The organism is Streptomyces sp. NPDC050315 (genome assembly GCF_040655775.1).
Taxonomy (GTDB): Bacteria; Actinomycetota; Actinomycetes; order Streptomycetales; family Streptomycetaceae; genus Streptomyces.
Window position 1 is genome coordinate 158444 of record NZ_JBFAKN010000003.1, and the last position, 25183, is coordinate 183626.

24 protein-coding genes are annotated in these 25183 nt (G+C 70.6%); 11 read left to right on the forward strand and 13 right to left on the reverse strand.

Annotated features, from left to right (window positions below; genetic code table 11):
• Positions 1-133 precede the first annotated feature (133 nt).
• The 6 genes from AB0I82_RS11955 to AB0I82_RS11980 all read right to left on the reverse strand — a co-directional run bounded on the left by AB0I82_RS11955 (position 134) and on the right by AB0I82_RS11980 (position 7825).
• Positions 134-748 (reverse strand): TetR/AcrR family transcriptional regulator, encoded by a 615-nt coding sequence (locus AB0I82_RS11955; protein WP_363257077.1) that lies wholly within the window; start codon positions 746-748, stop codon positions 134-136.
• Between the two features lie 142 nt (positions 749-890).
• A complete protein-coding gene (locus tag AB0I82_RS11960; RefSeq protein WP_363257078.1) occupies positions 891-1790 on the reverse strand; it encodes a 2-hydroxy-3-oxopropionate reductase in 900 nt (299 codons plus the stop codon).
• Between the two features lie 58 nt (positions 1791-1848).
• On the reverse strand, positions 1849-2673 hold the full coding sequence (locus AB0I82_RS11965; protein WP_363257079.1) for a TIM barrel protein: 825 nt from the start codon (positions 2671-2673) through the stop codon (positions 1849-1851).
• Between the two features lie 114 nt (positions 2674-2787).
• The gene (gene gcl / locus AB0I82_RS11970) at positions 2788-4575 is read right to left on the reverse strand and encodes a glyoxylate carboligase (RefSeq protein WP_363257080.1); all 1788 of its coding nucleotides are present in this window, start codon (positions 4573-4575) and stop codon (positions 2788-2790) included.
• 249 nt (positions 4576-4824) lie between these two features.
• Positions 4825-6489: a pentapeptide repeat-containing protein gene (locus AB0I82_RS11975; RefSeq protein ID WP_363257082.1), complete on the reverse strand. Its 1665-nt coding sequence runs from the start codon at positions 6487-6489 to the stop codon at positions 4825-4827.
• Positions 6490-6568: 79 nt separating this feature from the next.
• A complete protein-coding gene (locus AB0I82_RS11980; protein ID WP_363257083.1) occupies positions 6569-7825 on the reverse strand; it encodes an acyl-CoA dehydrogenase family protein in 1257 nt (418 codons plus the stop codon).
• A gap of 150 nt (positions 7826-7975) precedes the next feature.
• Between AB0I82_RS11980 and AB0I82_RS11985 the strand changes: the two genes are divergently transcribed.
• Positions 7976-8617 carry a TetR family transcriptional regulator gene (locus AB0I82_RS11985; RefSeq protein WP_223734609.1) on the forward strand — a complete coding sequence of 214 codons (642 nt, stop codon included), beginning with the start codon at positions 7976-7978 and terminating at the stop codon, positions 8615-8617.
• Between the two features lie 12 nt (positions 8618-8629).
• Here AB0I82_RS11985 and def read toward each other — a convergent pair whose 3' ends face one another.
• A complete protein-coding gene (def, locus tag AB0I82_RS11990; RefSeq protein ID WP_363257084.1) occupies positions 8630-9184 on the reverse strand; it encodes a peptide deformylase in 555 nt (184 codons plus the stop codon).
• Between the two features lie 438 nt (positions 9185-9622).
• Between def and AB0I82_RS11995 the strand changes: the two genes are divergently transcribed.
• The 5 genes from AB0I82_RS11995 to AB0I82_RS12015 all read left to right on the forward strand — a co-directional run bounded on the left by AB0I82_RS11995 (position 9623) and on the right by AB0I82_RS12015 (position 14386).
• Positions 9623-10867 (forward strand): MurT ligase domain-containing protein, encoded by a 1245-nt coding sequence (locus AB0I82_RS11995; RefSeq protein WP_363257085.1) that lies wholly within the window; start codon positions 9623-9625, stop codon positions 10865-10867.
• Positions 10868-10898: 31 nt separating this feature from the next.
• On the forward strand, positions 10899-11627 hold the full coding sequence (locus AB0I82_RS12000) for a glutamine amidotransferase (protein WP_363257086.1): 729 nt from the start codon (positions 10899-10901) through the stop codon (positions 11625-11627).
• A gap of 383 nt (positions 11628-12010) precedes the next feature.
• Positions 12011-13036 (forward strand): 6-phosphofructokinase, encoded by a 1026-nt coding sequence (locus AB0I82_RS12005; RefSeq protein WP_223735062.1) that lies wholly within the window; start codon positions 12011-12013, stop codon positions 13034-13036.
• A 119-nt stretch (positions 13037-13155) separates the two neighbouring features.
• On the forward strand, positions 13156-14109 hold the full coding sequence (locus tag AB0I82_RS12010; RefSeq protein ID WP_363257087.1) for a cytochrome c oxidase assembly protein: 954 nt from the start codon (positions 13156-13158) through the stop codon (positions 14107-14109).
• A 118-nt stretch (positions 14110-14227) separates the two neighbouring features.
• Positions 14228-14386: a hypothetical protein gene (locus AB0I82_RS12015; protein WP_363257088.1), complete on the forward strand. Its 159-nt coding sequence runs from the start codon at positions 14228-14230 to the stop codon at positions 14384-14386.
• A gap of 34 nt (positions 14387-14420) precedes the next feature.
• Here AB0I82_RS12015 and AB0I82_RS12020 read toward each other — a convergent pair whose 3' ends face one another.
• Both AB0I82_RS12020 and AB0I82_RS12025 read right to left on the reverse strand, forming a co-directional pair.
• Positions 14421-15119 carry a response regulator transcription factor gene (locus AB0I82_RS12020; protein WP_363257089.1) on the reverse strand — a complete coding sequence of 233 codons (699 nt, stop codon included), beginning with the start codon at positions 15117-15119 and terminating at the stop codon, positions 14421-14423.
• Positions 15107-16795: a histidine kinase gene (locus AB0I82_RS12025; protein ID WP_363257090.1), complete on the reverse strand. Its 1689-nt coding sequence runs from the start codon at positions 16793-16795 to the stop codon at positions 15107-15109. The genes AB0I82_RS12020 and AB0I82_RS12025 overlap by 13 nt, the downstream gene beginning before the upstream one ends.
• 318 nt (positions 16796-17113) lie before the next feature.
• Here AB0I82_RS12025 and AB0I82_RS12030 point away from each other — a divergent pair, with 318 nt between their 5' ends.
• Both AB0I82_RS12030 and AB0I82_RS12035 read left to right on the forward strand, forming a co-directional pair.
• Positions 17114-17467 carry a hypothetical protein gene (locus AB0I82_RS12030; RefSeq protein WP_363257091.1) on the forward strand — a complete coding sequence of 118 codons (354 nt, stop codon included), beginning with the start codon at positions 17114-17116 and terminating at the stop codon, positions 17465-17467.
• A 92-nt stretch (positions 17468-17559) separates the two neighbouring features.
• Positions 17560-18309 (forward strand): calcium-binding protein, encoded by a 750-nt coding sequence (locus AB0I82_RS12035; protein ID WP_363257092.1) that lies wholly within the window; start codon positions 17560-17562, stop codon positions 18307-18309.
• Here the strand turns inward: AB0I82_RS12035 and AB0I82_RS12040 are convergent.
• The 3 genes from AB0I82_RS12040 to gntA all read right to left on the reverse strand — a co-directional run bounded on the left by AB0I82_RS12040 (position 18306) and on the right by gntA (position 22144).
• Entirely contained in the window at positions 18306-19721 is a 1416-nt protein-coding gene (locus AB0I82_RS12040) for a cytochrome P450 (protein ID WP_363257093.1), read from the reverse strand. The two genes, AB0I82_RS12035 and AB0I82_RS12040, sit on opposite strands and share 4 nt — an antisense overlap.
• A gap of 5 nt (positions 19722-19726) precedes the next feature.
• Positions 19727-21124, reverse strand: coding sequence for an adenosine deaminase (locus tag AB0I82_RS12045; protein ID WP_363257715.1), 1398 nt, complete (start codon positions 21122-21124; stop codon positions 19727-19729).
• 294 nt (positions 21125-21418) lie between these two features.
• A complete protein-coding gene (gene gntA / locus AB0I82_RS12050) occupies positions 21419-22144 on the reverse strand; it encodes a guanitoxin biosynthesis heme-dependent pre-guanitoxin N-hydroxylase GntA (protein ID WP_363257094.1) in 726 nt (241 codons plus the stop codon).
• 298 nt (positions 22145-22442) lie between these two features.
• Here gntA and AB0I82_RS12055 point away from each other — a divergent pair, with 298 nt between their 5' ends.
• From AB0I82_RS12055 to AB0I82_RS12065, 3 genes are read left to right on the forward strand one after another with little or no spacing between them, the layout of a single operon-like run.
• Positions 22443-22856, forward strand: a complete 414-nt coding sequence (locus AB0I82_RS12055; protein WP_363257095.1) for an SRPBCC family protein — start codon at positions 22443-22445, stop codon at positions 22854-22856.
• Between the two features lie 6 nt (positions 22857-22862).
• Positions 22863-23285 carry a DUF2267 domain-containing protein gene (locus tag AB0I82_RS12060; RefSeq protein WP_363257096.1) on the forward strand — a complete coding sequence of 141 codons (423 nt, stop codon included), beginning with the start codon at positions 22863-22865 and terminating at the stop codon, positions 23283-23285.
• 2 nt (positions 23286-23287) lie between these two features.
• Positions 23288-24091 carry an SDR family oxidoreductase gene (locus AB0I82_RS12065; RefSeq protein WP_363257097.1) on the forward strand — a complete coding sequence of 268 codons (804 nt, stop codon included), beginning with the start codon at positions 23288-23290 and terminating at the stop codon, positions 24089-24091.
• A gap of 35 nt (positions 24092-24126) precedes the next feature.
• Here the strand turns inward: AB0I82_RS12065 and AB0I82_RS12070 are convergent, their stop codons facing one another.
• Positions 24127-25116 carry an alpha/beta fold hydrolase gene (locus tag AB0I82_RS12070; protein ID WP_363257098.1) on the reverse strand — a complete coding sequence of 330 codons (990 nt, stop codon included), beginning with the start codon at positions 25114-25116 and terminating at the stop codon, positions 24127-24129.
• Positions 25117-25183: the final 67 nt, after the last annotated feature.

The following is a 25183-nucleotide window of genomic DNA, read 5'->3' on the forward strand; positions in this document are numbered from 1 at the left end:
ACGCGGCGCGGCGCGAAGGAGCAGACAAAGGAGCAGACGGGGGCAGGAAAGAGAATTGAACGGTCGTTAAAAGCGGGTGTCCGGACCGGCATCCGAAGGTGTCCGGGCTCGGCCGGGCGCCCGCCGCCGCGGGTCAGCCGGACCGGCGCGGGAGGCTGCCGGCCGGCCGGTACTCGACGAGTACGAGCGCCAACTCGACGTACCGCTCGGCCAGTTCACCAACGCTCACATCACCGCCCGCGTGATACCACTGCGCCACCGCGTTGCACATCGCGATCACGCCGCGCCGGGCGTCCTCCGGGTGCGGCGTACGGAACACGCCCTGCGCGACGCCCCCGTCGACCACTTCGTGGAACAGCCGCGAGCCGTCGTACTGCCGCTGCCGCTGCTCCTTCATCCGGCCCTCGGAGAGGTGCCGCCACTCGGTCAGCAGCAGGCTGCTCTCCAGCCGGCGCTCGGCGCGGTACCGGACGGTGGCCCGCACCAGGGCGGCCAGCCGCTCCCCCGCGTCCGTACCGGCGCGCGCCAGCTCCGCCTCGCAGGACGCGAAGTACTGGGCGCTGCTCTCGTCCAGCAGGGCGTGCAGCAGCTCCTGCTTGCCGGCGTAGTAGTGGTACATCGCGGAGAGGCTGACCCCGGCGCGCCGCGCGATGCCGCGGATGGACGCCGCGCCGTAGCCGCGCTCGGCGAACTCGTGCCGGGCGGCATCGAGGATGGCCTTCTGGCCGGCAGGCCGCTCCGTACTCACCCGAGCCCTCCCCTGAACTTAACGAACGTTGGCTCAGTGTACGCAGCAGTGCGGAGCGGCGCGCAGCCGTACGCACGACGGAGCGCCGCCCGGACGAATCCGGGCGGCGCTCCGTGGTGCGGCGATCAGCCAGGGGCGGACATCAGTCCTTGACCGGCTGGCCCGACAGGCGCTCGACGCCGCGCAGCAGGGCCGAGTGGTCCAGGCCGCCGTCGCCCTGGGCGCGGAGCGAGGCCACGAGGTTCGCGACGACGGAGCCGACGGGCAGGGCCGCACCCACGGTACGGGCGGCGTCGGTGACGATGCCCATGTCCTTGTGGTGCAGGTCGATACGGAAGCCCGGCTTGAAGTCGCGGTTCTTGAAGTTGTCCTTCTTGCGGGTCAGCACGGTCGAGCCGGCCAGACCGCCGTTGAGGACGTCCAGGGCCGCACCGAGGTCGACGCCGGACTTCTCCAGGAAGACCACGGCCTCGGCGCACGCCTGGATGTTGACGGCGACGATGAGCTGGTTGGCGGCCTTGACCGTCTGGCCGGAGCCGTGCGGGCCGCACAGGACGATGGTCTTGCCCAGCGCGTCCAGGATCGGCTTCGCGGTGTCGAAGTCCGCCTGCTCGCCGCCGACCATGATGGACAGCACGGCCTCGATGGCGCCGGCCTCGCCGCCGGAGACCGGGGCGTCCAGGACGCGGATGCCCTTCTCGGCGGCGTTCTTGGCCAGGTCGATGGAGGTCTGCGGGGTGATCGAGGACATGTCGATCACCAGCGCGCCGGACTTGGCGTTCTCCAGGATGCCGTCGGGGCCGTAGGCGATGGCCTCGACCTGCGGGGACGCCGGGACCATGGTGATCACGACATCGGCGTCGCGGACGGCCTCGGCGATGCTCGCGGCCGCGGTGCCGCCGGCCTTGGCCAGCCGGTCGAGCTTGTCCTGCTCAAGGGTGTAGCCGGTGACGGAGTAGCCGGCCTTGATCAGGTTCTCCGCCATCGGGGAGCCCATGATGCCCAGGCCGATCCACGCGATCTTGGGGAGGTTGCTGCTCATGGAGAGTGTGATCCTTTCCAGCGGAATCAGGGGGTTCCAGGGATAAATATGTGGTCGGTCAGGCGCTGTAGAGCCAGCCGAACGCCTGCGAGCTGGGGCGGTCGCCGGGCTTGTACTCCAGGCCGACCCAGCCGTCGTAACCGGCCTTCTTCAGGCGACCGAGCAGGTCCGCCAGCGGCAGGTCGCCGGTGCCGGGCGCGCCGCGTCCGGGGTTGTCGGCGATCTGCACGTGCCCGGTCTTGTCCGCGTAGGCGTCGATGACCTCGTTGAGGTCCTCGCCGTTCATGGACAGGTGGTACAGATCCATCAGGAACTTGGCGTTGCCGAGGCCGGTGGCGTCGTTGACCTTGTCGACGATCTCGATGGCCTTCGGTGCCGAGACGATCGGGCAGAGCGGCGACTCGGGGGCGTTCAGCGCCTCGATCAGCAGCGTCGCGCCGATGCGGTCGGCCGCGCGGGCGGCGAGTACCAGGTTCTCCAGCGCCAGGGTGTCCTGGACCTGGGGGTCCACGCCGTCGACGCGGTTGCCGTAGAGCGCGTTGAGCGCCTTGCAGCCGAGCGACTGGGCGAAGTCGGCGGCCACGTCGATGTTGGCGCGGAACTTGTCGGACTCCTCGCCGGGGATGGAGAGGGCGCCGCGGTCGGGACCGGGGAGCTGTCCGGCGTAGAAGTTCAGGCCGACCAGCTGGGTGCCGGCGTCCTGCAGCGCGTGCCGCAGCGCGTCCAGTTCGGACTGCTCGGGCACCGGCGCATCGATCCACGGCCACCACAGCTCGACCTCGGTGAAGCCGGCGGCGGCCGCGGCGGCGGGGCGCTCCAGCAGCGGCAGTTCGGTGAAGAGGATCGACAGGTTGACGTCGAAACGGGTGTCGGTGAAGCCCATGAGGGGTGGTCTTCCTTCCGGTGCGGACGACAGGGGGTGGGGGCGGGCCTCCCGCGTACGGGATGCAGGCGGGAGGCCCGTCGGCGTCAGCTCTTGAGCTTCAGCTCTTCGGCGTCAGCTCTTCAGCGGCGAGATCGCGCTCGGCGCGTGCCACGGCTCGGTGGCGATCTCCTCGAACTCCGTGACATCGCTGATGTCCGCGGTCTTGCTCATCGAGATGTTGGTGATCCGCTCCAGGATCGCCTCGACGACGACCGGCACGCGGTGCTCGGCGGCGAGCTTCTTGGCCTGCTCGAAGGCGGCGCCCAGCTCGGCCGGGTCGGTGACGCGGATCGCCTTGCAGCCCAGGCCCTCGGCGACCTTGACGTGGTCGACACCGTAGACGCCCAGCTCCGGGGAGTTGATGTTCTCGAACTCCAGGTTGACCTGGAAGTTGATGTCCAGGCCGATCTGCGCCTGGCGGATCAGGCCCAGGTAGGAGTTGTTGACGAGGACGTGGACGTACGGGATGCGGTGCTGCGCGCCGACGGCCAGCTCCTCCAGCATGAACTGGAAGTCGTAGTCGCCGGAGAGCGCGACGACCTGCGCGTCCGGGTCGGCGGTGGCGACGCCGAGCGCGGCCGGGATGGTCCAGCCGAGCGGGCCGGCCTGGCCGCAGTTGATCCAGTGCCGCGGCTTGTAGACGTGCAGCATCTGCGCGCCGGCGATCTGGGAGAGGCCGATGGTCGTGACGTAGCGGGTCTCCGGCCCGAACGCCTTGTTCATCTCCTCGTACACGCGCTGCGGCTTCATCGGGATGTTGTCGAAGTGCGTACGGCGCTGCAGCGTGGCCTTGCGCTCCTGGGTGGAGGCGGCCCACTCGCCACGGTCGGGCAGCTTGCCCGCGGCCTTCATTTCCTTCGCCACCTCGACGAAGAGCTCCAGCGCCGCCTTGGCGTCGGAGGCGATGCCGTAGTCGGGGGCGAAGATCTTGCCGATCTGGGTGGGCTCGATGTCGACGTGGATGAACTTCCGGCCCTTGCGGTACACGTCCATCTTGTAACCGGTGTGGCGGTTGGCCCAGCGGTTGCCGATGCCGAGGACGAAGTCGGACGCCAGGAAGTTCTCGTTGCCGTAGCGGTGCGAGGTCTGCAGACCGACCATGCCGGCGTTGAGCTCGTGGTCGTCGGGCAGGACGCCCCAGCCCATCAGCGTCGGGATGACCGGGATGCCGGTCAGCTCGGCGAACTCCACGAAAAGGTCGGAGGCGTCGGCGTTGATGACACCGCCACCGGCGATCAGCACCGGGCGCTCGGCCTCGTTCAGCATCGAGAGGGCCTTCTCGATCTGGGCGCGGGTCGCGGCGGGCTTGTAAACGGGCAGCGGCTCGTACGTCTCGGGGTCGAACTCGATCTCCGTCTGCTGGACGTCGATCGGCAGGTCGATCAGGACCGGGCCCGGACGGCCGGACCGCATCAGGTGGAAGGCTTCCTGGAAAACGCCGGGGACCTGCGCGGCCTCCAGGACGGTCGTCGCCTTCTTGGTGACCGGCTTGGCGATCGAGGCGATGTCGACGGCCTGGAAGTCCTCCTTGTGGAGCACATGGGTCGGCGCCTGGCCGGTGATGCACAGGATCGGGATGGAGTCGCCGGTCGCGGAGTACAGGCCGGTGATCATGTCGGTGCCGGCGGGACCGGACGTACCGATGCAGACACCGATGTTGCCGGGGTTGGTACGGGTGTACCCCTCGGCCATGTGGGACGCGCCCTCCACGTGGCGGGCGAGCGTGTGCTGGATGCCGCCGCCGGCCTTCAGAGCCGCGTAAAAGGGGTTGATCGCCGCACCCGGCACGCCGAAGGCGTTGGTCACGCCCTCGCGCTTGAGGATCTCCACTGCCGCACGCGCGGCGGTCATACGAGGCATCGAGTACTCCTGCGTCGTCGGCCTGTCAGGACGCGGATACGTTCCGGCGCAAGGCCCGGAACTCGCTGTTTCCGCATCTTGGAAAACTTGTTTTGCTTTATGGAAGACGAAAGTAGAGCGAGACGCGGCAGGCGTCAAGAGCGGACCGCGTCCTTCAGCCGAACCGGGTCCGGACAGCACGACGCCCTCCCCGGCCGGTGAGCCGGGGAGGGCGTGTGTGGGAAGTGGCGGGCGGGCGGCTCGGGAGGGTCAGCCGCGCTTGATGCGGCCGCGGACGGCGAGGACCGCCAGGGCGAGGAGCGCCGGCTCGGAGAGTCGGGCCGCCATCTCGATGTACGTTCCCGCTGTGGTCAGGTTCTGGCCACTGGCGCGGAACACCACGGAGTGGATGACCACGTCGGCGGCCTTCTCGGCCCGCTCCCCCGTGAACCGCTCCAGGAAGGGCCGCTGCAGCTGCGGGTGCTGCTTCCCGAGGACGCCGGCGCTCGCCGGGTAGGGGCGCGCGGGCGTGTCCGGCAGGCCGAACGCCATCATCAGCACGATCGTGGCCGTCATGGCGAGGCCGAGCCCGACGAGGGCGCGGGAGGCGCGCAGGCCGTACCCGGAGAGCAGCCAGTACGCCTGCAGCAGCCAGCGCTCCGCCTTGTGCCGCCCGTGACTGTACCGGCGCATTTCCATTTCGCCGTAATAGAAATCCGCCGCTCCCGGCTCGTCCTTAGCGTCCTCACGGGCTTTACGGAGCTGGCGGTAGGTCGTGGTGAGCGTGGCGAGCCCCGGCACAGCGTCCGGCGACTCCGGCGGCTCACCCCAGGCATGCCGCGCGGGCGGGCGCCGGCTGGGCAACGTACGCCATTGCCGCTCTTCCTCGATGACCAGACGCTTGGTACACCAGCGGGGAATTCCCCGGCTCCACTGAACACCTCTCGGAGCGGCGGAGAGCCGCCATTTTCCTTCGAATCGGAGCTGGTCGAGATGGTGCGCACCGGAGAATCGGCAGCGGGTCAGATCGACGTCGCTGAGCAGCAGCATGGCGGCGTCGACGCCGCGGATCGAGGCGATCGATACGTCGATGTCGTGCGCGGCCGAGAGCGCTTCCTCGCTGGGGTGGCGGGGCGTGGAGTGGCCGGTCGCCACCGAACTCGGGAAGAGCAGCACTACGTCGGTGAGGTCGATTGTTGCCCATCGTGCGCGGAGGGCGACGGTGCTTTCGAAACGCGCGGCACGGGCGTCGATCCGCGCCGTCATGACGGAAATCTGCAGGGCGTTACGGAATTCCGCCTCATGCAGTACGAGCGTCCCGTGACATATGACGGGCCCCACCCAGCCACCGGCGAATAGCGCCCGATGGAATTCCGCGTCACCGCGAAATACCGTCTCGCCGAACCAGGCCCGACCGTCGAATTGAGCGCCGCCGAACCACGCCCGGTCATGGAATTCCGCCGTACCGAATCCGGCGTCCTCCGTAAACCGTACGCCGCCGAATCCCACGGGCCCCGCGAACGACGCCCCGTTGAACCAGCCACCCCGCTCGAATCGCGCCCCGTCGAAAACCACCGACGCCTCGAAACGCGCCGCCTCGAAGACCGCCTCGCCCTCGAACCGTACGCCCGAGAAGTCCGCGTCCACCGTGAACCGCGCCTCCGTGAACAGAGCGTCCCCGCACACCGCCCGGCCACCGTCATCGCGCAGCCGCGCCAGCAGATCCCTGACCAGCTCCCCGTCGAACGTCACCCCACGGCAGTCGAGATCGTCCCCGGGCCCCAGCCCCGCCAAGTACCCCTCACGCTCGGCGAGTTCGAGGTGTGCCAGGCACCGGCCCGCGCCCGCCCGTACGCCCCGGCACCCGACCGGATCGTCCGCGGTCGCTCCGAAGCCGCAGTGGTCCCAGTCCGGTGGTGTCGGAGTCGTGTCCATGCCGCTGATCCGATCAGCACGGACCGGGCAGCGCAACGGGCCGGAACAACCAGCGCGTTCCGGCCCGTTACGGGAAGCGTCAGCGGATCGGCATGCCCGCCAGGGTCCGTGCGATCACCAGTCGCTGGATCTCACTCGTACCCTCGAAGATCGTGTAAATGGCGGCGTCCCGGTGCATGCGCTCGACCGGGTATTCCCGCGTGAAGCCGTTGCCGCCGAGGATCTGAATGGCCTGGCCGGTGACCTTCTTTGCGGTCTCGCTCGCGAAGAGCTTGGACTGGGAGCCCTCGGCGGCCGTGAAGGGCTTGCCGTTGACCGCCATCCAGGAGGCGCGCCAGACCAGCAGCCGGGCGGCGTCGATCGACGTACGCATGTCGGCGAGCTGGAAGGCGACGCCCTGGTTGTCGATGATCGGGCGGCCGAACTGCTCGCGGGTCTTCGCGTACTCCAGGGCCTCCTCGTACGCGGCACGGGCGGTGCCGACCGCCATCGCGCCGACCGCCGGGCGGGACGCCTCGAAGGTGGCCATCGCGGCGTTCTTCACGCTCCCCCAGCTACCGCTGGGAGGTGCCCCCACGCCGCCGCCCGCCTTGGCGCGCTCGCGGGCGCGGGCCATGCGCTCGTCCAGCTTCTCCTTGCCGCCGAGCAGGCAGCTGCCGGGGATGCGTACGTTGTCGAGTACGACCTCGGCGGTGTGCGAGGCGCGGATGCCGTGCTTCTGGAACTTCTGGCCCTGGGAGAGGCCGGGGGTGTTCGGCGGGATGATGAAGGAGGCGTGGCCCTTGGAGCCCAGCTCGGGGTCGACGACCGCGACGACGACGTGGACGTTGGCGATGCCGCCGTTGGTCGCCCAGGTCTTGGTGCCGTTGAGGACCCACTCGTCCTTGGCCTCGTCGTACACGGCACGCGTACGCATCGAGGCGACGTCCGAGCCGGCGTCGGGCTCGGAGGAGCAGAAGGCGGCGACCTTGACGTCGTTCACGTCGCCGTACATCTGCGGGATCCAGGTGCCGATCTGCTCCTCGGTGCCGTTGGCGAGGACGCCGACCGCGGCGAGGCCGGTGCCGACGATCGACAGGGCGATGCCCGCGTCGCCCCAGAAGAGCTCCTCCATGGCCATGGGGATGCCGAGGCCCGTGGGGTCGAAGTACTGCTGGGCATAGAAGTCGAGCGAGTAGATTCCGATCTTGGCGGCCTCCTGGATCACCGGCCAGGGGGTCTCCTCGCGCTCGTCCCACTCGGCGGCGGCGGGGCGCATGACGTCCGCGGCGAATCCATGGATCCAGTCCCGGACTTCCTTCTGCTCGTCGTTGAGTTCCATGATGAACTCGGCCATGACCCCTCCAGCAGTGCGTTACTTGCGGTAACAGCAGTCTGTTACTCACGAGTAAGCACTGTCAACCTCAGCGACCGATATCTCCCGTCCCGGGACAGGGTGTTACGTTGCGCGAACAGCACGAAGTCACCAGGGCGGGGAGCCGGACGAATGGAAATGACACAGGAGAGCCGCCGTACGGCCAGTGAGCGCCGACGACGCGAGCTGCTGGAGGCCGCGGACCGCGTGGTGCTCCGCGACGGCCCCGAGGCATCGATGAACGCGATCGCGGCCGAGGCCGGGATCACCAAGCCGATCCTCTACCGGCACTTCGGCGACAAGGGCGGCCTGTACCGCGCACTCGCCGTACGCCACACCGACGCCCTCCTCGCCGGCCTGCGGGCCGCGCTGGACTCCCCCGTACCACGAAGGGACCGGGTCGAGGCCACGCTCGACACCTACCTCGCGGCCATCGAGGCCAGGCCGCAGGTCTACCGCTTCCTGATGCATCCGTCCGACGAGGGGCAGACGCCCGACAGCGGCTTCGACGTCGGCCGGCACTCCGCGCCCCTGCTGCGGCGGATGGGCGAGGAGCTCGCGCAGGTCATCGCCGAGCGGGTGGACCTGGGACCGGTCGGCGACGAGCTGGCGCGGGTGTGGGGCCACGGCATCGTCGGGATGATGCACGCGGCCGGCGACTGGTGGCTCCGCGAGCAGCCGTGTTCGCGAGCGCAATTGGTACAGCATCTCGCGGACCTGCTGTGGGGACGGCTCGCGGCGGCCGGTGACCGGCCGGGCGGACCGGGGTTCTGAGCCCCCTACGGGCTATTCCGCCGCTGTCCGCCCCGCCCACGGCGCCCTCGCCGCCGCCCGCAAGGCGCGGCGGCGGCGCAGGCCGGTGAGGTGGTCGATGTAGAGGCCGCCGTCCAGGTGGTCGCACTCGTGCTGCAGGCAGCGGGCGAAGAAGCCGGTACCGGAGATCCGGCACGGCTCCCCGTCCAGCGTGACGCCCTCGACCACCGCCTCGTCATGGCGCGGCGTACCGGCCTCGATCCCGGGCAGCGACAGGCACCCCTCGGGGCCGCGGAGGACCTCGCCGTCCACCGCCACGAGCCGCGGGTTGACCACGTGCCCGAGGTGGCGGACGTCCTCGTCGTCCGGGCAGTCGTAGACGAACACCCGCTGCGCGACGCCGATCTGGTTCGCGGCGAGGCCGACGCCCCGGGCCGCGTACATCGTCGCGAACATGTCCTCCACCAGCCGCGCCAGCGCCGGCCCGAAGTCGGTGACCTCCTCGCACGGCGCGTGCAGGGTCGGATCGCCGAGCAGCCGCATGGGGCGGACGCGGCCGGAACTGCCGGGGATGGAGCGGGTGCGCATGCGGGCAAGAGTACGTTCCGGGCAATGACCAGCGACGTTCCGGTCCGGGCACTGACCCGGGCACCGGCCCGGGCGGCGCTACTGGTACAGCGGCACCCGGCCCTACTGGCACAGCGGCGCCCGGCCCCACTGGTACGGCAGCGGACCGGGCACCACATCGGCCACGGCGACGGCCCGGGCACCACATCAGCTACCCGAACGTCCCCAGTACTCGGGCACCACTTCCCCCACCCGATCGTTCCCCGATACAAGGGGGGCCGAGAGCCGAAACGTCACCTCTGGACCCCCCTCACGGGTGGTCTGGTTCGGGCCCCGGCGCGGAAATCGATAGGCTGATCCCCAACCACAGCCTCCCGGCCGGCCGGGCCGGTACGGAGGGGCGTTCCACCGGCGGCCCCGGGGGCAGGAGGGCGCCGGATGCAAGGAGGATCTAGGACGATGGCAGGCAACACGGACCCGCTGTCGCCGCGGGCCAAGCTGGCCGTGACGGCGGGCAGGGCCGCGGCGGCGGCGTCGCGCGCGGTGGGCCGCGGCAGCGGATCGGTGATCGGTGGCAAGGTCGCGCTCCGGCTCGACCCCGACCTGCTGGCCCGGCTCGCCCAGCACCTGGACGTGGTCCTGGTGTCCGCGACCAACGGCAAGACCACCACGACGCGACTGATCGCCGAGGCGCTGCGGGCCAGCGGCCCGGTGGTCTCCAACGCGCTCGGCGCGAACATGCCGGCCGGCATCACCTCGGCGCTGGCCGGGGGTTCGGACGCGAAGTACGGCGTCATCGAGGTCGACGAGAAGTACCTCGCGGGCGTTGCCCGGGACGTCACCCCCAAGGCCATCGCGCTGCTCAACCTTTCGCGTGACCAGCTCGACCGCGCCGCCGAGACCCGCATGCTGGCGGAGAAGTGGCGCGAGGGACTGGCCGGTTCCAAGGCGCTCGTCGTCGCCAACGCCGACGACCCGCTGATCGTCTGGGCGGCCTCCTCGTCCGCCAACGTCGTGTGGGTCGCGGCCGGGCAGGAGTGGAAGGACGACGCCTGGTCGTGCCCGGCCTGCGGCGGTGTGATGCAGCGCCCCGGCGACGACTGGTTCTGCCCCGACCCCGATTGCGGCTTCCGCCGCCCGACGCCGAGCTGGGCGCTCTCCGGCGACCACGTACTGGACCCGCACGGCTCGGCCTGGCCGATCAAGCTCCAGCTGCCCGGCCGCGCCAACAAGGCCAACGCCACGACTTCGGCCGCGGTGGCCGCGGCCTTCGGCGTGCCCCCGCAGGTCGCGCTGGAGCGGATGTACTCCGTCCAGGCGGTCGCGGGCCGGTACGACGTGGTCTCCTTCATGGAGCGCGAGCTGCGGCTGCTGCTGGCGAAGAACCCGGCCGGCTGGCTGGAGACCTTCTCGCTGATCGACCCGCCGCCGACGCCGGTGATCCTGTCCGTCAACGCCCGCGGCGCCGACGGTACGGACACCTCCTGGCTCTGGGACGTCGACTACACCCGGCTCGCCGGCCACCCGATCTTCGTGATCGGCGACCGCAAGCTGGACCTCGCGGTCCGGCTGGAGGTCGCGGGCCTGGACTTCCAGGTGTGCGAGAACGTCGACGAGGCCGTACAGAAGGCACCGCCCGGCCGTATCGAGGTCATCGCCAACTACACCGCCTTCCAGGACCTGCGCCGCCGCGTGGGCAACTGACCCGATCCGCAACGGACAAGGACGAGCAAGCATGAGTGACAACAGCCTGCGTCTGGTGTGGATCTACCCGGACCTGCTGAGCACGTACGGGGACCAGGGCAACGCACTGGTGGTGGAGCGCCGGGCGCGGCAGCGCCGGCTGGACGTCCAGCGCCTGGACGTCCGCTCCGACCAGCAGATCCCCACCTCGGGCGACATCTACCTGATCGGCGGCGGCGAGGACCGTCCGCAGCGGCTCGCGGCCGAGCGGCTGCGCCGGGACGGCGGCCTGAACCGGGCGGTCGCCAATGGCGCGATCGTCTTCTCGGTGTGCGCCGGGTACCAGATCCTGGGCCATGAGTTCATCAACGACCTGGGCGAGCGCGAGCAGGGCCTCGGGCTGCTGGACGTGGTGAGCACCCGCGGCGAGGGCGATCGGTGCGTCGGTGACGTACTGGCCGACATCGACCCGGGGCTCAACCTCCCGCCGCTGACCGGCTTCGAGAACCACCAGGGCGTCACCCACCTCGGGCAGACCGCCCGCCCGTTCGCGAAGGTACGGTTCGGCAACGGCAACGGCGTGGGTGACGGCTACGAGGGCGCATGGAAGGACACCGTCTTCGGTACGTACCTGCACGGCCCGGTGATGGCCCGTAACCCGCACATCGCCGACATGCTGATCAAGCTGGCGCTGGACGTGAACGCGCTGCCGCCGGTGAACGACCACTGGTACGAGGCGCTGCGCCAGGAGCGGATCGCGGCGGCTACACAGCCGGCGTGAGGCGCGAGGCGTAAAGCAACGTTTCGTCGCGAGGCCCCCCTTGCCGTATCAACGGGCGAGGGGGGCTTTGCGTGCCCGGAGGTGGGCTGAATGAAGAGAGGGGCCCGAGGTGACGTTTCGTCTTCTGGCCCCCCTTGTACTGGGGAACGGTTGGTTGAGGGGGCGAAGTGGTGCCCGGTGTGCTCGTCCGGGGCTGTCCGATGGGCACATCCTCGCCAGCCCCATCCGCTCAAGTGTGGCCGGGATCAGCGCATGTGAGGGGCCGGATTCCCGTAGTGCGGGCAAGCGCTTCGGAGGGGAGCGCCGCGCTTGTAGGGTGTGCGGAATCCAACCGGACGACGGGGTCCGGTCATCCGGTTGAGTTGCAGAGGTTTCTACGAGCAATGCGTATTGGTGTACTCACCTCCGGAGGCGACTGCCCCGGTCTGAACGCCGTCATCCGCTCCGTCGTGCACCGCGCCGTCGCCGACCACGGCGATGACGTCATCGGCTTCGTCGACGGCTGGCGTGGCCTGCTGGAGTGCGACTACCGCAAGCTCGACCTTGACGCGGTAGGCGGCATCCTGGCCCGTGGCGGCACCATCCTCGGCTCCTCCCGCGTGCAGCCGGCCCACCTGCGGGACGGCGTCGAGCGGGCCCGCGGCCACGTCGCCGACCTCGGCCTGGACGCGATCATCCCGATCGGCGGCGAGGGCACGCTGAAGGCGGCCCGGCTGCTGTCGGACGCCGGCCTGCCGATCGTCGGCGTGCCGAAGACCATCGACAACGACATCGCGTCGACCGATCTGACCTTCGGGTTCGACACGGCGGTCGGCGTGGCGACCGAGGCGCTGGACCGGCTGAAGACGACCGCGGAGTCGCATCAGCGGGTGCTGATCGTGGAGGTCATGGGCCGGCACACCGGGTGGATCGCGCTGCACTCCGGCATGGCGGCCGGTGCGCACGCGATCGTCGTCCCGGAGCGGCCCTTCGACATCGACGAGCTGAGCGAGCGGGTCGCGGCGCGCTTCGAGGCGGGCAAGAAGTTCGCGATCGTCGTCGTGGCGGAGGGCGCGAAGCCGCGCGCCGGCTCGATGGACTTCGAGGTCGGCGGCAAGGACATGTACGGGCACGAGCGGTTCGCCGGCGTCGCCCGGCAGCTGGCCGTCGAGCTGGAGGGCCGGCTCGGCAAGGAGGCCCGTGCGGTGATCCTGGGGCACGTGCAGCGCGGCGGCACCCCGACCGCGTACGACCGCGTGCTCGCGACCCGCTTCGGGTGGCACGCGGTGGAGGCGGCGCACCGCGGTGACTTCGGGATGATGACCGCGCTGCGTGGTACGGACATCACGCTGGTGCCGCTGGCGGAGGCCGTCGAGACGCTGAAGACGGTACCGGGCGACCGGTACGCCGAGGTGGAGTGCGTGCTGTAACGACACCGCGTACGGCACCGCGTACGACACCGCCTTCAGGAGCCGCCCCCGGTCACCGTCCGTGCCGGGGGCGGCTCTAGGCTGGTCGCGGAGCATTGGTGCGATTCAGGAGCGAGCGGATGGATCACAGCGGGCACGGCATGATGATGGATCTGCCGCCGTTCACGCTGGGGCGCGGGTTGGAGTTCGGCGGCGACGCGTTCTTCCTCGTCGGATGCCTGCTGGGGCTGGCGCTGTACGGCTGGGCCGTGCTGCGGCTGCGGCGGCGCGGCGACAGCTGGCCGGTGAGCCGGATCGTGGCCTGGGTCGTGGGCGTGCTCTCGGTCGCCCTGGTGATGTGCACGAAGCTGAACGACTACGGCATGGTCATGTTCAGCGTGCACATGGTGCAGCACATGGTGATCAGCATGCTGTCGCCGATCCTGCTGCTGCTCGGCGCGCCGGTGACGCTGACGCTGCGGGCGCTGCCGGCCGCGGGCCGTGGCCGCAAGGGCCCGCGCGAGCTGCTGGTGGCGCTGCTGCACAGCCGGTACATGCGGATCATCACGCACCCGGCGTTCACGATTCCGCTGTTCATCGCGAGCCTGTACGCGCTGTACTTCACGCCGCTTTTCGACTTCCTGATGGAGTCGCGGGCCGGGCACATCGCGATGATGGTGCACTTCCTGGCGGTCGGGCTGGTGTTCTTCTGGCCGATCATGGGCGTGGACCCGGGCCCGCACCGTCCGGGGTACGTGATGCGGATGCTGGAGCTGTTCGCGGGGATGCCGTTCCACGCGTTCTTCGGCATCGCGCTGATGATGGCGTCGGAGACGATGATCAAGACGTTCCAGCACCCGCCGGCCTCGCTGGGCGTCGACGCGCTCGCGGACCAGCAGGCGGCGGGCGGCATCGCCTGGGCGTTCAGTGAGATCCCGTCGGTGCTGGTGCTGATCGCGCTGGTCTTCCAGTGGTACACGACGGAGAAGCGGCAGTCGGTACGGAAGGACCGGGCCGCCGACCGGGACGGCGACAAGGAGCTGGCGGCGTACAACGCCTACCTCGCGTCGCTGAACGCGCGCGGCCAGGGATAGCGCGGACCACACGGAATCCGACGAAAGCTGGCGGTACGGGCCGCGGCCGGGGAACATGTCCCCAAGGCCGCGGCCCGTGGCATATCCCCGTACGGGCCGCCGTGAGGAGGATGCCAGGATGCCCGGATCGGCTAAGGCGATGGCAGGGTGCACGGTGGGCGGGCTGATCCTGGCCACGGCGTACACGGTGGCGGTGGGCAGCAGCGGCTGGCTGTGGTTCGCGTGGGTGGTGCTGGCCCTGGTGACGGTTGGCGTGGTGGCCGGGAAGCGGTACTGACGGACACCAAAGCTAACGAATATTTGTTCGATAATTAGACGGCGGGATCCGTTGTGGGGTGTCCCCCGCCCGGTGTGCTGCGCAGATACGCCAGTACCGCGAGCACGCGGAGATTGACGTGGGCACGTTCGTGGCTTTCGGGGTGCGGCAGGCCGAGTTTCTGGGAGATCGAGGTGACACGTTTCTCGATCGTCTTGAGGCTGTAGCTGAGTTCCGTGGCGATCGCCGCGTTCGAGTGGCCTTCCGCCATGAGTGCCAGGATCTGCCGCTCCACCGGGAGCAGGGAAGCCAGTGGATCGGTCGTCCGAGGACGGGTGAGGACGCGTTGGACGACCTCCGGGTCGACGACGACCTCTCCGGAGGCCACCCGCTTGATGGCGTCGACAAGCCGGTCCGCGTCCCGGACCCGGTCCTTGACGAGGTACCCCACAGCCCGGTCGGCCGCTTGCAGCAAGCGCATCGCGTAAGACGTCTCGGCGTAATGCGAGAGCACCAGTAAACCGACCGAGGGATGGCCCGCCCGGATCCGCTCCGCGCCTTCCAGCCCCTCGTCGCGGTGGGTCGGTGGCATGCGGATGTCCAGCACGGCGACATCGGGTGGATCGGCCGCGACGGCTCGCAGCAACTCGGGCAGGGTGGCGACCTCCGCGGTCACGGTGAAGCCACGCGCGGTGAGGATCTCGGCCAGCATCTGCCGCAGCAGTCCGGAGTCCTCCGCGATCACGATGCGCATGGCAGCTCCGCGACCAGACGGGTGCCCGCGCGCAGCGGACTGATCACGTGGAGCTGCCCGTCCAGGGCCCCCACCCGGTCCTCCAGTCCGCGCAAGCCCGTCCCGCGTGCCGGGTCCGCGCCGCCTGTGCCGTCGTCGGCAATGTCGACGACCAGACGGTCCGGTTCGTCGTCCGCCCGGATGCGCACCTGGGTCGCCTCCGCGTGCTTGTATGTGTTGGCCAGGGCTTCGGTGATCACGAAGTAGGCGGTCCGTTCCACATGTTCCGGCCAGCGACGGTGCGGAATGCAGGTGAGCACGGGCAGCGGGCCTCGCTCGGCGAGTGCTTCGACGGCGGCGGCCAGGCCCTCCTCCACCAGGATCGGCGGGCTGATTCCCTCGGCCAGTGCACGAAGCTCGTGCAGGACCTCCGTCAAGTACAGCGCTGCCGAGGCCAGATCGGGCCGCTGTCCCTCATCGGGCTCGTCCGCCGTGCCGGTCGCTCGGGCCCGGTCCACCAGCATGGAGATCACCAGCAGCTTGTGCTGGATGCCATCGTGCAGGTCGCGTTGGATGCGCTGGCGTTCGGCGTCGGCCGCGAGCGCGATGCGTGCACGGGAGGCACGTATTTCTTCGAGTTGGGCGCGTTGCGCGGCCAGCAGGCGGGCGTTGTCCAGCGCGAGCCCCGCCGCGGCCAGGACAGTGCCGATTAGGGGGCGCTGCTCGCGGAGCGCCGGATCGTGGACGAGAAACGCCAGCGGCTGCCCCCGTCGGACGACGGGCGTGACACCGCGGCCGTCTCCGGGAAGGACGTCGGAGGCCGCTCCGTCCGTGCGCACATAACCGGCCGCGGTGTGCCCCGCGGTGTCGGGACGTGGGAACCACAGTTCCAGCGCGGGGTCGCCCAGCGCCTCGGCGATGGCCGCCCGTACGGCCTCCGGTTCAGCGGATTCTTCCAGCCGTACGACGAGATCGGCCACCCGTACGCGTGCCATGCGGACCCGCACCAGCCCGGCGGCGAGTGCGACCGGCGTGACAATCATGCAGAGGGCGTACGCCAGGAGAGTAACCCTCTGCAGCCCGAGTGGCGCGTCGAGCATCGCCGCGACGGCAGCCGTGACGACCACTCCTCCCAGCGCGAGCATGGTCGTCCACACCGGCGCGTAGGCGCGGCGGACCGGCCGCCCCGCCGCGGCCCAGCGGCGCACCACGAGGGCGGCGGTCAGTGCGGTCAGCGCGAGGGCCACGACGCTGCCGATCGGCGCCCAGATCGAATACAGTGCCTGGGGATCTCCCCACTGCTGCGGTTGCGGCAGGTACTCGGCCCGGTATCGCACCCCCTGGGTCACCAACGGCATGGTGTAGAGGAGTGCAGCGACCCGACGTTCGTAGCGGTGGTAGAGCCGTCCCGAGGGCAGGGCGAGCACCAAGTGGCCGAGGGCGGCGTAGGTGAGGTAATAGCAGCAGAAGCCGATCGCGAACAGCACCGCATTGTCGCTGAGCTGCAATTCCCCGATGTACCAGGTGAAGCCGACCAGGATCATCCAGCGTCCGGTAGCGTTCGCCGGCCTGCGGAGCCGCAGTACCACCCCACACCATACGAAGGTCACCCCGGCCGTCTGCACCGGCAGCCACACCCATGGCGGATACGGCGCGCTGCGCCACGTGGCCAGGGTGGCTGCCGAAGCGAGCAGCACGCCCGCCACCCCCAGCAGGAGAGGTCCGAGCGACCGTCCCGGTTCCCGGTCTTCCCCCCACGGCCAGGCAGTGGTCGGTGTCGGGACAGCGCCGGCCGCTGGCATTCCCCCATTGTCGCGGCCGGATCCGGGTTTGTGCAGCGAGATTTCGAGGCGGGCCGCAGCGCGGTGACCGTACGGCCCGCCAGTAACGGCACACCCGTTCGGAGGGAAAACCCGCCGCCGCTTGGCGGGGTCACCCCACAGCGGTGCCGATCGCTCGCTGGCAGCGTGGACGCAAAGCACCGCACACGGTGGAAACGACAGGGGGAACGGGCCATGCGAGCAAAGCTCTTGGTGGTCTCGGCCGGCGCGGCGCTGGCCATGGGCCTGAGCGCCTGCGGGAGTTCGGAATCGGACGCGCCGGAGCAGCCGCCCGGGATCGTGAACGAGGACCCGGCGCAAGGAACAACGGACGAGCCGCTCTACGACGCCCCGGAGGAAGCAACGGCCGACGAGCCGCTGTACGAGGCCCCGGAGCAGGAGACCACCGACGAGTCGCTCTACGACGAGCTCGACAACTACTACGACCACAAGCGGTTGGAGCGTCAGCACGGCCTGACCAACGAGGACCTGCTCGACGACGGTTACGAGAATTTCCAGCGGAACATGGGCTCCTCCAGTGGCTGGTGACCACCGCGAAAGCTTCTCGGCCCGTTGCGTGAACGACGACAGCGAAGAAAAGGAGGAGACCCATGAATCCCAGTTTGCAGTGCCGGAGGCGCATGACCAGGCGGCTGGTTCCTTGGACCGCCATGCTGGCGGCAGCGCTCGCAGCCACGTTCACGGCTCCTGGTGCGGCCCATGCCGACGCGGATGCGGTTGCCGCATTCACGTGTGTCACCCGGACTCCGACGATCCTCGGCACGGAGAAGGACGACACCCTCGTCGGCACCAATGGCCGCGACGTCATCATGGGGCTGGGAGGCAACGACACCATTCGTGGTCTCGACGGCGCGGACGTGATCTGCGGGGATTACCACGACAGTCCCCCGCCCAACGCGAAGCCGGGCCGCGACACCATCTACGCCGGAGCAAGCGGCACGGGAGCGTTCGACGCCGACGAGATCCGCGGAGACGAGCGCGACGACCGGATCTTCGGCGAGGACGGACCGGACGAGCTCGTGGGCGGGACCGGCAACGACGACCTGCGCGGCGGTCCGGGCAACGACGACCACAACGGCCTGGAAGGCAAGGACACCATGTACGGCGGTCCCGGTGACGACACGCTGCGGGAGAGCAATCCCAAGGGCGGAAACGACCGCCTCTTCGGCGAAGAAGGCGTTGACACGCTGGAAAGCGGCGACGGCAACGACAAGCTCAGCGGAGGCAAGGGAAACGACAACCTCAGCGGTGAGGACGGAAACGACGATCTCAACGGCAATGAGGGCCAGAACGCGAATGATGGGGGCGCCGGCCACGACAAGTGCGTCAACCCGAGTGCGCCCACAGCCGTGAACTGCGAGAAGCCCTAGGGCATGGCCGATGGGTCGCCGCGACGCCGCGGCGACCCATCGCACACGGTCCGGCGCCGCCGCACCGTGGCGTGCAGGGCTGTGGGCGGCTGGAGGAGTAGGCCGACGCGGGGGGCCGGGTCGGCGGGGGCTACGTCGAGGTGGTGGTGCTGGGCGAGGGTGGCCAGTAGGAGGGCGGCCTCTACCTGGGCGAAGCGGGCGCCTAGGCAGGTGCGTTGGCCGCCGCCGAAGGGGTACCACGCGTGGTCCGGTACGGGGTCGGGGGCGTCGGGGTCCCAGCGTTGCGGGCGGAATGCCGTGGGGTCGGGGAACCAGCGCGGGTCGCGGTGGGTGGTCCACTGGCTGCACCACACGACGGTGCCGGCCGGGATGCGGGTGCCGGCGAGGGTGGCGCCGTCGCGGGCGACGGCGGGGATGAGCCAGGCGGGCGGATAGAGCCGGAGGGCTTCCTTGATGATTTGCCGGGTCCACGCCAGGCGGTCGTAGTCGTCGATGGTGGGTGGGCGGCCGGCGAGGACCTCGTCGAGTTCGGTGGTGAGCCGTTCGCGGGCCTCCGGTGAGTGCGAGAGCAGGTACCAGGTCCAGGTCAGGGCCGTGGAGGTGGTCTCGTGGCCGGCGGCCCACAGGGTGGCGGCCTCGTCGCGTACCTCCTCGGCGGTGAGCGGGCGGCCCTCTTCGTCGCGGGCCGCCAGCAGCCTGCTCAGCAGGTCGTCGCGGTCCCCGGTGTCGCCGCGCCGCTGCCGCGCGCGGATCAGCCGGTGCACCTCGGCGTCGATGGTGGCGATGGCCCGGAGCAGGCGGCGCCGGCCCGGGGTGCGGATCCAGCCCGGCAGGAAGAGGGTCATGTTCCGCAGTTCGGCGCCGATGCCGTGTTCGGCGACGGCCATCGCTTCGCTGAGCGCCCGGGTCCGGTCGCCGAGGTCGTTGCCGAACAGGGTGCGCAGGACGATGCGCTGGGTGAGCAGCGCCATCTGGTGGCGTACGTCGATGCGGTCGCCGTCCTGCCACTGCGCGGCCGCGTCCCGCGCGCACTCGACCATGGCGGTGGCGTAGCCGCGGACCTGGCGCGGGCGGACGGTGGGCTGGACCAGGGAGCGTTTGCGGCGCCAGTCGCTGCCCTTGCTGAGGATGAGGCTGCCGCCGGTGAGCTGCTTGAAGGCCCAGCCGATCTCCAGGAGCTCGAAGGTGCGCTCCCGGGCGGCGAGGAATTCGGCGATGTGGGTGGGGTGGAAGAGGAAGAGGCTGCGTCGCGGGCCGAGGGACCAGGTCACGGCGTCGCCGTACTCGTCACGCAGCCGTACGAGGAAGGCCAGGGGGTCCCTGCCGAAGGCCGGGAGGTTGCCGAGGAGGGGCAGGCCACGGGGGCCCGGTACAGGCTTCAGAGGGACGGGTGTCAGGGGGACGGTGGTCACGGGCATCAGTGCCTGCTGTGTGCCATGTGCCGCTCGAAGCGGGCGAAGGCGGCCTCCAGGCGCTCCTGCAGCCGTGCCTTCGGGCCAGCGCCCAGGAAGGCTTCCTCCAGTGCGGTGCGGGCGAGGTCCTTCAGCTCGGGGTAGCTCAGGTCGTACGTGGTCGCGGCGCGCTGGTACTCGTGGCTGATGTCGGTGCGGGAGATCCCGGGGTCGTCGGTGGCGAGCGTCACCGGTACGCCGGCCCGGCGGTAGCGCTGGAAGGGATGGTCGTCGCCGCTGACGCCGAGGATCTGGGCGTTGCTCGTCAGTGGCGATTCGAGGGCGATGCGTTGCTGGGCCATGGTGCGCAGCAGCTCTTCCGCGCCGTCCTCGTGCGCCAGGTCCACGCCGTGGCCGATGCGCTCGGCGTGGCCGGTGTGGACGGCTTCGCGGATGTGGAAGCGCAGGTCGGCGGGTTTGACGAGACCGGGGGTGAGTTCGCCGGCGTGCAGGGTGATGTGGGCGCGGGGGTAGACGCCGTGCAGGTAGTCCAGCATCCGCATGTGGAGCCGGTAGTCGCGCAGGGCGACCGCGCCGTCCTCGGGCGCGACGAGGTTCACCGCGACGAACCGCCGGTCGCGCTCGGCCAACCGCATGCCGAGCGCGAGCTGCGTGAAGACCAGCTCGGGGGCCTCGGACCGGATGCCCTGGGAGATGAAGCGGACGGTCACGCGGCAGCCGGGCGCCGGGGCGCGGGTGGCGCAGTGTGCGGTACGGCGGGAAACGGCCGTGGCCCGGTCGGCCTCCCGCCGGGCGTCGCGCACCACGCGGTCCAGCTTGCTGCCGGCCAGCAGCTCGCGGTGCATCCGGGCGAAGTCGGCGTCGTACCCGACGTCGGTGGCCAGTCGGCGCGCGGCGGCCGCGGCCGGGCTGATCATGGTCTCCAGGTACGACTGGTGGTGCGCGGCCGCGGTGCCGGTCACGTCGGCGAGCAGCTCACCGGTGTGCCGCTTGGCGGCCGCGTCGAATTTGCCGAAGGCGGCGAAGAAGTGGTCGTGGCCGGAGGTGCCGGGCGGGAGGTCCTGCATCGACCAGGCGCGGATCAGCCGCTGCCGGAAGGCGGGGTCGGTGCGGGTGTCGGCGGCGGGCCGGGTGCCGGCGCGGCACGGCGGCGGCAGGGCGGTATCGGTCCGGTCGATGCACAGCCCGTCCTGCGCGGCGAGGTGGACGAGCAGTTCGGTGGACGCGGCGCCGACGAGGTGATTGTGCAGGTCGCCGCCCTTGGGCAGGGCCCGCATGAAGGCGCGCAGCGCCCGCGGGTCGTGCCGGATGGCGTTCAGGTGTGCGTCGACGCGCTGCTCGGCGGGGGTCGCGGGGCGGCCGGGCGGTGGCGGGGTCGCGGCGGCGTCCGGTACGGCGGGCAGGGCCGCCGCGCCCAGGGAGGCGGCGGCCAGGAGCGTCAGTACGGTGCGCAGGCCGGGCTTGGGGCGGGGTGCGGGAGCGCTCCTGCGGAGCCGGTTGCCGAAGATCACGGTGCATCTTCGGCACGCCGGGTGGCCGGGTGCGACCTGACAGGCCGCGGGGGCGGGAAGGCCACCCGGTCGGCACAAGCGAGGGCAAGGCCACCGGTCGGCACAAGCCACGGGCAAGGCCACCCGGTCGGCACAGCCACGGGCACGGCGGCCCGGTGTGTGGCTGTGCCGATGCCGCTCGGGCGGTTACGCCCCCGAGACGGTCAGCTCGCGCTCCGCCTCCAGCTCCCGCTCGGCTTCCCCGACGGCTTCCCGATCGGCTTCCCGGGCGGCGAAGGGGCACTGCCAGTCGGCGGGCTTCGGGCGGCCGGAGTAGCGGCGGGCCTCGGAGAGCTGCTCGTACTCGTACAGGTTGGGGTTGATGTCCCCCTGCAGCTTGATGTCCTGCTTGCGTATCTTGTCCGCAAGCCGGTCCCACATGCCGGCGCCCTTTATGAGGTCGAACTGCTCGTGGGAATTGAAGGCCAGCATCGGGAAGGGAGGCCGACGGCCCCAGCGGCGGTGCGTCTCGTGCAGACCGATCACGAAGAAGGGGTGGCCGGCCACGGAGAAGGCGAACTGTCCGGACTGCGGATCGGACGAATAGCCCTCGGCCCAGCGATGACTTTCCGCGTCCTGTTCGTGGAGCAGCTGGAGCTGCTGCCAGAGAAGCTCTTCGAACCGCAGCTCATCGACCCCGCGAGGTTGCTCGAAGGTCGCGATGAAGCTGGTGAACGTCCGGGGGCTCCAGTCCGCCGAGCCGACGAATTCCGCGAGATCGAATGCCATCAGCCGGGCGGCTTCCGTACTCCCCATCCGGTCGTAGTGCCGGTGGGTTATGCCGCCCCGGCGCCAGGCCGAACGCCCTGCCAGGCAGGCGAACCGCTCCCCCAGGATGAACTCCTCGACCTCGCCACGCGCATCCGCCGTCATGGCCAGCCTTCCTTCCAATTACGTGCCTCCTCACAGGGAGATCGTTCCGGTGTGCCTGGCTGATTGTGACGGCCGAAGGCCGGTCAAAGAAAATCCGCGGCGGAATTCGCGATGACGAATCGCCCACATCCCGAGCAATCGGGTGGTTGTGTGCCGCCGCGCGGCGGCACGGGGCAGGCGTCACGAGGCAGACGTTCCGTGGCGGCGTTCCGCGGAGGCGTGAGGAACGCGGAATCCAGGAACCCGGCAACCGAGAACCCAGCGACCGAGGAACCCAGGAACCGAGGAGAGGCGTGGCATGACTGAGTACGAGCGTTCGCGGACGATGCCGGCGCTGCCCGAGCACGTCTTCGACCAGGCGAGCAATGTGTCGCAGCTCGATTCCTGGATGCCGGCGGACCTGCACGTACGGGAGGCGGAGCTGCCGGCCGTGACGGTGCACGAGGACCGTACGGGCGAGGACGCGTCCGCCCTCTTCCGGGCCGAGCCGGATCAGCAGCGCATGGAATGGGGCACCCGGGAGACCGGCAGCTACGCGGGGTGGCTCCAGGTGGCCGGCATCGGGAGCGGGGCGAGCGAGGTGACCATTCACCTGTCCTTCTTCGAGGCGTCCCACGACCCGGGCGGCGAGGCCGTGGAGGCGGCGCTGGACCGGAGCCTGGAGCGGCTGGCGGAGCAGGTACAGCTGCGTGTCGACGGCACGGAAGGGTGAATGATCATGCATCACGACGAGTTCCTGCGCCTGGTGCAGGCAGGAGCCGCGCTCCCCGACCGCGGGGCGGCGGAGCGCGCGGTGCGGGCGACGCTGGAGACGCTGGCGGAGCGCGTCCCCGACGGCCTCGCCGAGCATCTGGCGGCCCAGCTGCCGCAGGAGATCGGCGAGCACCTCCGCCGGGTGGTCGCCGCGCACGAGGGCGGCCCCGAGGAGTACCACACGGCGGAGCGGTTCGATCTGACGACGTTCGCCGCGCGGATCGCCTGGCGCGGCGGGGTCTCGGAGGACGCCGCGCTGCAGGAGGCGAGCGCGGTCTTCGAAACGCTGGACGCGGCGCTGGCGCCCGAGCTCAGCGAGAAGCTCGGCAGCGTCCTGCCGCCCGACATCCGTGAGCTGCTGCCCGTCTCCCGGGCGGAGGAGCGTTGACCATGAACCCGGCACCGGACCTGCGTACCGCCGTGATCACCGGGGCGGACTCCGGCATCGGCCGGGCCACCGCCGTACGCCTCGCCGAGCAGGGGCTGGACATCGGCATCACCTGGCACAGCGACCGGGAGGGCGCCGAGGCGACGGCCGAGGAGGTCCGCGGCAAGGGCCGGAACGCGGTGATCGAGCGGATGGACCTCGCGGATCTGCCCGCGGCCGCCGGCGCCGTCGACCGGCTCGCGGAGCGGCTCGGCCGGCTCGACGTACTCGTCAACAACGCCGGTACCGGCACTGCCACGCCCTTCCTGGACATCGACCACGCGACGTTCCAGCACGTGGTGGACGTGGACCTCATCGGCCCGTTCCTCTGCTCCCAGCCGGCCGCCCGGCGCATGATCGACCAGGGTGACGGCGGCCGGATCGTCAATGTCACCAGCGTGCACGAGCACCAGCCCCGGGTCGGCGCCGCGCCGTACTGCGCCGCCAAGGGCGGGCTGGGCCTGCTGACGCAGGTCATGGCGCTGGAGCTGGCCGAGTACGGCATCAACGTGAACGCCGTCGCGCCCGGTGAGATCGCCACCCCGATGACCGGGCAGACCGACGAGGACGTGACCGTCAAGGACCGGCCCGGTGTCCCGCTGGGCAGGCCCGGCGACGCCCGTGAGGTGGCCGCCGTCATCGCCTTCCTCGCCGGTCCGGACGCGGCGTATGTGACGGGGGCGTCGTGGGCCGTCGACGGCGGGATGCTGCGGATGGGTCCGCAGGCCGGCTCCCACCTCCCGGACCACAGCTGGCGCCGCCCGTAAAAAGACCGCCCGCAAACGACCGCCCGTAAAAAGCGTTACGTGGCGCTGCGCTCGCTCTCGTCCCGCAGTTCACGCTCCACGGCGCGGTTGCGGGCGTCGTCCGGGCGGCCGGCCGCGGTGCCGGGCCGACCCGCTCTGAGCAGCTCGCGCCACCGCTCCGGGCTCCAGTCGGCCGGCCGGGTCGTGGCGATGAAGTGCTGCACCGCGGCGAGGAAGCGGTCCGGATCGGCGGTGAAGGGGAAGTGCCCGGCCCCCTCGAAGACCTCCAGGCGGCTGCCGGGCATCGCATCGTGCGCACGGTACGCGTGGCGTACCGGTATCACGCCGTCCCGTGACCCCCACAGCAGCAGGGTGGGCATGCCCTCGGCCAGGTAACAGCGGTCCAGCATGGTGACGACCTGGCCGCGCCAGTCGACCACGGCGCGCAGGCTGCGGACGAACGCGCTCCGGGACGCCGCGTCCGGAAGCGCGTCGACCAGCCGGAGCAGGGTCGGCGCGTCCTGCCCGAGGTCCGTACCGAGGCGCTTGAGCAGCCCGAGGGCCAGCCGGGTCTGGGCGCGCATCCCCGGCAGGCCGAGCACAGAGAGCAGCGCGGCGGCCACCGGCAGGGACACGGCCCGCAGGACGGGGGTGACCTCCCGGCCCACGCCGCCCGCGCTGACCAGCACCAGGCGCTCGGTGCGCTCGGGGAACTGGTACGCGAACTGCATGGCCACCCCGCCGCCGAGCGAGTGCCCGATCAGGGTCGCGCGGTCGATGCCGAGGACGCCGAGCAGGTCGCGGACGCCGTTGGCGTAGGCGGCGACCGAGTAGTCGGCGCGCGGCTTGTCGGAGGCGCCGTGGCCGAGCAGGTCGGGGGCGATCACGGTGTAGTTCCTGGCCAGCGCCGGGAGGATGCCCGCCCAGGTCGCGGAGGAGTCCCCGATGCCGTGCAGGAACACGAGGGCGGGGCCACGGCCCGCGAGCCGGAAGGCGCGGCGGTAGCCGTGCACCACGTGGTGGCGCAGCTCCACGTCGTCCTGCACGCCCGAACGCCCCTCCCCCGGCCGTCTCCCCGTCCCCACCTTTCCGTACACCTTCTCCGTACGAGCG